The organism is Vibrio sp. EA2 (assembly GCF_033042495.1).
GTDB lineage: Bacteria > Pseudomonadota > Gammaproteobacteria > Enterobacterales > Vibrionaceae > Vibrio.
Window position 1 is genome coordinate 162,824 of the sequence record NZ_JAWLID010000003.1, and the last position, 6,767, is coordinate 169,590.

Sequence of the window (6,767 nt, forward strand, 5' to 3'; positions counted from 1 at the left end):
GACATGAAGTATACGTATGCATTAAGCCAGTTGTAAAAACTACTGGCTTTTTTTGATGTTTAATTTTAAAAATATAAGCTTATTTTTATGACGGCTAGATATTATTAAAAAAGATTCTTTTATCTTTGGCTGTCAGTTTTTATTCTTCCTTTTTAATGTCACGGAAAGAATATATGCTGATGCAATACACACTAAAATCATTGATGTTGCGTGATAAAGAGGCCCAGAATAAAGGCTATGAATAAGAATTGCGCTGATTAATCCAAAGCAAAATAAATTGTTTATTGTTGGTTCTGCAGCTGAATTTATTTTGGCGTTTTTTACAATATAAAATATCATTATTAGAAAGGGGATGGTACCCATAATTCCAAACTCAAGCAGTGATTGGAGTAAGGCGTTGTGTGGTTGTAAGAAACCTATTTTAGTTTCAAACGCATGGGCCTCTGGGCCATATCCCAAAAGAGGCTTTTGTAATATCAGACTTATTGATTCTTGCCAGAGTTCAAAGCGTCCATTTGAAATTTTTCTTAGCGGTTCATCAATATGTTGCGACCACATCATATAGAATCTGTTTGCTCCATTCCATGAAAACACACTAAATGGAATGGAGACTATATAGGATAAAATCATTAGTATTACGGTTGAAACAAGTATTTTACATTTCGCGATAAATTCTTTTTTTAATATTGATATTAATAATATTATGGATGCGATAAAAGCTAGAGTTGCACCTCTTCCGCCTAACCAAAAAAGCATAGAACAGTTAATGATGAATAATAGTACGTAGAATCCCCCATCCCATTTTCTTTCTATAAAAATCAATTTTACAATACAAAATAAACAACCTAGCATCACCACGTAACCTATTTGTCTAATGTTATAGGATACTATTAATTTGAAACCGTTGTTATTCATAACTGAATTTGAGTTTAAATGGTAATCAAGAAAGCAGATAATACTAGCTAACACTACGGAAATTGGAATTAATAGAAACAAATTTTCTTTCTGTTTAATGTTATAAAAGTATATTGAAAGGGTAAAGATGGTTAATATGTGAGATAGAATTTCAATATATCGGACCAAGCTAAATAATAACTGGTCTTCACTTTTGTTTTCTACTAATACTAGTACTGTTGATAAACTTATAGTTACAATGTAAGTAATAATCGTCGATATTTCCTTTAATTTGAGATTAATTATTTTTACATTGATAAGTCTAGTTTTTAGGATTGAAATAATTATGCATATCTCAAGAAATAAAACAATTAGAGATCCAATTGCAGGATTTTTAAAGTTAACAAAAGCTGCTAATAATATTGAGGAAAAAATAAAGTATTTTGTATAGTCATATTTTTCAAGATTCATTCTAAATTCTCATAGTACTTTTTGTTATTTTTAACTAAAATATGGCCGATTAATTTCCATAAAGCAACAGTTGAAATAATTGAAAAATATCCATCTATCGCATAGTGCCAGCCTAAATGAACGGAGCCAATCTGTATAATTATTGCAAACACGTAAGCAAAAATCCCTAGAGATTTTCTAAATTGATAGAGAGCCAATGACATTAGAAAAGCTATAGAAACATGCATACTAGGCATTGCAGAGATGCCTGATCCAATGCCATTTGACTGTGTAATGTAATCTTGCCAGAGATTACTTTGTGTGTTTAACGCCCATAAAGGTAATGATCCTACACTTTGTAAATAAACGTTCTGTTCATTTAGTCTCTGCATTAGTGGGCTAAAGATGTCGTTACCTGTTAATAGTTCTAGATAGCAAGGACCTACAGAAGAAAAAATAATTGCGAATACTCCTCCATTTATTAACCAAGTTAGTAAGAAAGTGATCAGAAACTGCTTTCTTAGTAATTCTTTCTTATTGTAGATTAGAAAGAAAAAAAGAACGCCCCACATTAAAAAAAACCAAGCATTATATGCTGCGTTTAAATATAATGTTGACCAAGGAGTAGAAAATATATAATGAGTGATAACCCATGGATCAACTCCAAAGTGTAACCAACGATCTATCTCAATAATTACCTTATCGACACCGTAGGGATGTATAATAGGAATGACAGATTTTAAGAAAGTATAGTTTGAAAATGAAATGCTTAGGGATATTAATAATAAAAATAAAGAAAAAATTCTATTAATTGGAAATATAATGTTCTTTAATTTAATGAGCATTATTTTCGCTGGTTTTTTTTCTCTACGAATCAGTAAATTAAAATAACAATAAACCAACCAAGATAGAATTGAAATATAAATCGCCACGTAAAATATGTCGAAGTATGTGGTTAATGAGTACTTGATAGGAAGAGATAAATAGACGGCACTAATATAAATTATAACTGTGGAAGTAATACAATATAAATAAATAAATTTATCTTTGATAATGTCTTTCCATAAGTTGTTTGTAAATACTTGAAACCTTTCCTGCCAACTGACATTTAGATTACAACTCTTATCTTGTTCCATGGATGATCCATCATCTCAGTTTATGTTTTAATGTATAGCTTAGCTTAAAAGTAGGCACTTATTAAGTACCTACTTTTATCTAATAATCATAGTACTAAGTTGTTGATAATTCCCGCTCCAACAAAAAACACAATCATCCACAGCACTGAAACATTCAACTTCTTAAGCAAATAGAAGCCAGCGATCACCAGGGCAATATCTATTGGTTTTGCGACTGCACTGCTAAACACAGGTTGGTAAAGTGCTGCGAAGAGTAGACCTACAACGGCCGCATTTACGCCACTTACAGCTCCGGAAATAGCGGGTTTCGCTGCTAGTTGTTGCCAGTTTTTTAGTACGGCAAGTAAGAGTAAGAAACCTGGCAGGAAGATAGCTAATGTAGCTGCTAGAGCGCCAAGAACCGGTGTCTCTGTTAGTTGATAGCCAAGATATGTTGCAAAGGTAAACATCGGGCCCGGTACGGCTTGAGCAGCGGCGTAGCCGGTTAGAAATGCGTCCTGGCTGATTTGGTCGCCAAGGATATTTTCTAACAGGGGAAGTACCACATGACCGCCACCGAATACTAAACTTCCTGCCTGAAAGAAGTCGTTAAACAGGCTTACCATTGGGGTTGTATGTGCAATGAGAGGTAGCCCGAACAGTAGCACTGTAAAGATCACAAGCGGTGTTAAGTTGGGCTTAAACGGTTGTGCTGGAATGGCAGATTCCTTCTTCAAGTAGCGTACACCGACCATGCCAGAGATAATCAAAACCAGCATCTGAGTTGTTATGCCTGGCACGAGCAACAGTGCGATCGCGGTTGCGACACATAACCCAGCTGTCAATTTGGTTTGGCAAAAGTTCTTGTACATCCCCCAAGTCGCATCGGCTACAACAACTACGGCCAGCAACTTTAATCCGTGTACGATGTTTTGGAACCAAGATGTATCGGTGATTTGGCTGCTTACCATGGCTAATACCAGCATGATCAACACTGAAGGTAGCGTAAAGCCTATAAAAGCCGCGCATGCTCCTCCTAATCCGCCACGTTTATATCCCAATGCAAATCCCACCTGACTGGAGCCAGGGCCGGGTAAGAACTGACTTAATGCAACGATTTGTGCATATTCGCTGTCATCCAGCCATTGGAGCTTTTCAACGAAAGTTTGGCGGAAGTAGCCAATGTGTGCCGCTGGGCCACCGAAACTAATCCAACCGAGCCAAAAGAAAGTTTTAAAAATAGTGAACATGTTGAGCCTGTTTATCTGAATAGAATTTTTATGTTGATAATTTATCGAGTGGTTTAAAATGACTCAAATTGATAATTTGAATTTAACCTATGAATAAAATGGGATTGGTATTCTAGTGAAAGACGAAGTCCAATGGCGTAACATTGACCTGAATCTGTTGGTGACATTTTCTTACCTATATCGCTATCGGAGTGTCAGTTTAGCGGCTGAAAATAGCTATGTTAGCCAATCTGCAATGAGCCACAGTTTATCTCGTCTGCGGTTACTTTTTGATGAGCCTCTATTTGAGCGCAAAGGTCATAAAATGGAGCCAACCGAGCGCGCACACAGTATCGCGCCAACCGTACATAAGCTATTGGATTCTATCACTAAAGAGTTGCTGACTAAGCCTGTGTTCGAGCCGGGAAGTTACTCAGGCGTGTGTCGTATAGGGTTAACAGACTACGCCGAATTCATCTTTGCTCCGTTTATCTATGATGAAATTCACCGACAAGCACCTGAAGCGAAAATCAGCTTCATAAACGTTGATCGCAGTAACTATATAATCCGAACCGAGAGGGATAAGTTAGATCTTGTCATTGGCAGTATAGCTGTTCTTGAAGAAGACTTTTCTAGCCAGTATCTCTATACAGAAAAGCACGTTTGCTTATGTGATAAGCAGGTATTGAATGGTAAGTCTGAGTTGTCTATCCAAGCGTTTGCCGATATTAAGCAAGCATTAGTCAGCCCTGACGGGAGCTTAAAGACACAGGTAGACCAAAAGCTCGCAGAGCATGGTTTGAGCCGTCAGGTCACCGTGGCGTCGCGTAATTTTCTTACTATCCGCCATTTGCTTAAACAGCGAGATCTTATTGCCATTGTGCCGGAAAAAATGGCGCTTGCAGAAGGCTTTTCAGACGGCCTTGTGACTGTTCCTCCTCCAATCCCTGTTGCCGATTTCGACATTTCTATGGTGTGGCATACCAGCCGAACCAATGATGATAAGGGAACCTGGTTGAGAAAAGTCGTGGCAGAAACGATCACGTCTCCGCGATCACGCTAAAGAATGATACTAGTGAAAACGTTTACCCTTATTTGGTGGTATCGCGTAAAATTAGCTCGCTGGGAACATAGACTTGAAGAGGTAACTTCCGCTCATCACGGTGTTTTTCAACCAATAAGTTAACGCCTTGAGCCCCCATCATTTCAGCATGAATGCGCACGGTTGATAGCGGAGGAAAGGTAAAACTCGCGGTTGGACTATCGTTCATACTGATCAGTGCAATGTCCTGCGGAATGCGTAATCCGAACTCATGGATAGCACGCAAAACACCGATTGCTATGGTGTCTGAGGTGATAAATATCGCGGTTGGAAAGTCACCTTTAGTCAGCATTAGTTTAGCCAAATCATATCCTGACTGACTTGATAAATCGCCACTGTAAAGGTCAGAATCCGCGACCAAACCTTTTAGATTGGCGTATTCTACAAACGCGCTTTTTCGTCTATCGGTGAAATCTGTCTGGCTCTTGCCACCTATAAACCCAATTCGCTCATAGCCCTGAGCTACATAAAAATCGACAACTTGTTTACTTATCCGCTCCAGGTTGGCACTAACACAGTCATACGGACAACCTTGTTCAGGGACATCGATGCGACAAATGAAGTTTTCTAAACGCTTGGGTAACTTATTGATAACCCTTTGCTCTTTGTCGCCGACCAGAAGGATACCGGTGACTTTCTGCGTATCGACTTCCAATTCGCTGTTATAGCAGTTGGTGAGAGTAATACCGAGTTTTTCGCATTGGCTTTCAATACCATGACGAATTGACAAGTAGTAAGGATCAGTACCTTCCGTTTCTTGAGGGTAATTATAAAGGGCTAAAAAATGGTGCCGCAGTTTGCTCTCTCCCCCTGCGTTCCTTGAACTTTTGGAGCGATATTCGAGTCTCTGTGCAATGTCTAAGATACGACGCTTGGTTTCTTGTTTCACATTTAACGTCGGATCGTTGTTTAATACACGCGATACCGTCGCAAGTGATACACCCGCCTCGTCCGCTATGTCTTTTAATTTGGCCATTTACCTTCCCGTAGACGTTGTCCTCGCCAGTACAAACGTTAATACCTTTCGTTTAACCGCAAGTCGCATAATCGAGTCTGCCGTCATTCTGGACAGCGACGAAGGAGCGTGATTCAGGATCTTATAACCGAACACTTTGTTGTCAAAGCGTTTTCTATAGATTCCCTGCGTGCTGATATTAGATTCCTAGTCTCGCGAAGGCTCGCTGGACTAACCTTATAATCCTTAGTCGACTGACGTTAAGTACCTATGTTGGGCTTGGACTTCTCCATTTCTTATGAATTCGCTTAATTTATGTTATTTTGTGGAAACGTTTACACTATTTGAGATCGATCACGGATCTGGATCGGTATTGATTGCTAGACTTTTAGCCAGTTAAGGAAACGGTGTATCTGTTCGGGAGCAATGCAACAGGCTCAATTGCCCCTGATAAAGAGAGCAAACATTAGGCTGCAACAGTGGAGAAGCAAAAAGTGAAAGTTCTTGTCACAGGCGGTATGGGTTATATCGGGAGTCACACGTGTGTCCAGATGATTGAAGCGGGAATGGAGCCAATCATCGTCGACAACTTGTGCAATGCCAAAGTTGAAGTGCTCAGTCGAATTGAAGCGTTAACCGGGAAGCAACCTGAGTTTTATCTGGGTGATGTCCGTGATGAGGCTTTTTTGGACTCTGTGTTTGCGAAGCATGATATTCAAGCTGTTATTCACTTTGCCGGCTTAAAGGCTGTGGGGGAGTCGGTGGTTAAACCACTGGAGTATTACGATAACAACGTCAATGGTTCGTTGGTGTTGGCGCGTAGCATGCGTAAAGCTGGCGTGAAAAGTATCGTCTTTAGTTCCTCTGCAACCGTATACGGTGATCCAGATGTAGTGCCGATTACAGAAGACTCTCCAACAGGCGCAACCACCAACCCATACGGGCGCAGTAAATTCATGGTGGAAGAGTGTCTCAGTGACTTATTCCAGGCTGAAAACGATTGGAGTATCACTTTGCTACGT

General features: G+C 39.4%; 6 protein-coding genes. 2 read left to right on the plus strand and 4 right to left on the minus strand.

Annotated elements, in window-relative coordinates; translation table 11 throughout:
- Positions 1–132: 132 nt before the first annotated feature.
- From RXX31_RS08710 to chrA, 3 genes are all read right to left on the minus strand, one after another.
- On the minus strand, positions 133–1,365 hold the full coding sequence (locus tag RXX31_RS08710) for an O-antigen ligase family protein (protein WP_317588772.1): 1,233 nt from the start codon (positions 1,363–1,365) through the stop codon (positions 133–135).
- Positions 1,362–2,480 (minus strand): phosphatase PAP2 family protein, encoded by a 1,119-nt coding sequence (locus RXX31_RS08715; RefSeq protein ID WP_317588773.1) that lies wholly within the window; start codon positions 2,478–2,480, stop codon positions 1,362–1,364. Before RXX31_RS08715 ends, RXX31_RS08710 begins: the two co-directional genes overlap by 4 nt.
- A gap of 86 nt (positions 2,481–2,566) precedes the next feature.
- Positions 2,567–3,709 (minus strand): chromate efflux transporter, encoded by a 1,143-nt coding sequence (chrA, locus tag RXX31_RS08720; protein WP_317588775.1) that lies wholly within the window; start codon positions 3,707–3,709, stop codon positions 2,567–2,569.
- A 115-nt stretch (positions 3,710–3,824) separates the two neighbouring features.
- On the opposite strand from chrA, the gene RXX31_RS08725 reads away from it, so the two are divergent.
- Complete coding sequence (locus RXX31_RS08725; protein ID WP_317588776.1) at positions 3,825–4,751, plus strand: LysR family transcriptional regulator; 927 nt, start codon at positions 3,825–3,827, stop codon at positions 4,749–4,751.
- Between the two features lie 28 nt (positions 4,752–4,779).
- On the opposite strand, the gene ebgR is transcribed toward RXX31_RS08725, so the two are convergent.
- Positions 4,780–5,766, minus strand: a complete 987-nt coding sequence (gene ebgR / locus RXX31_RS08730) for a transcriptional regulator EbgR (protein WP_317588777.1) — start codon at positions 5,764–5,766, stop codon at positions 4,780–4,782.
- A 473-nt stretch (positions 5,767–6,239) separates the two neighbouring features.
- On the opposite strand from ebgR, the gene RXX31_RS08735 reads away from it, so the two are divergent.
- A partial coding sequence (locus tag RXX31_RS08735; RefSeq protein WP_317588779.1) for an SDR family NAD(P)-dependent oxidoreductase occupies positions 6,240–6,767 on the plus strand: 528 nt, incomplete at its 3' end.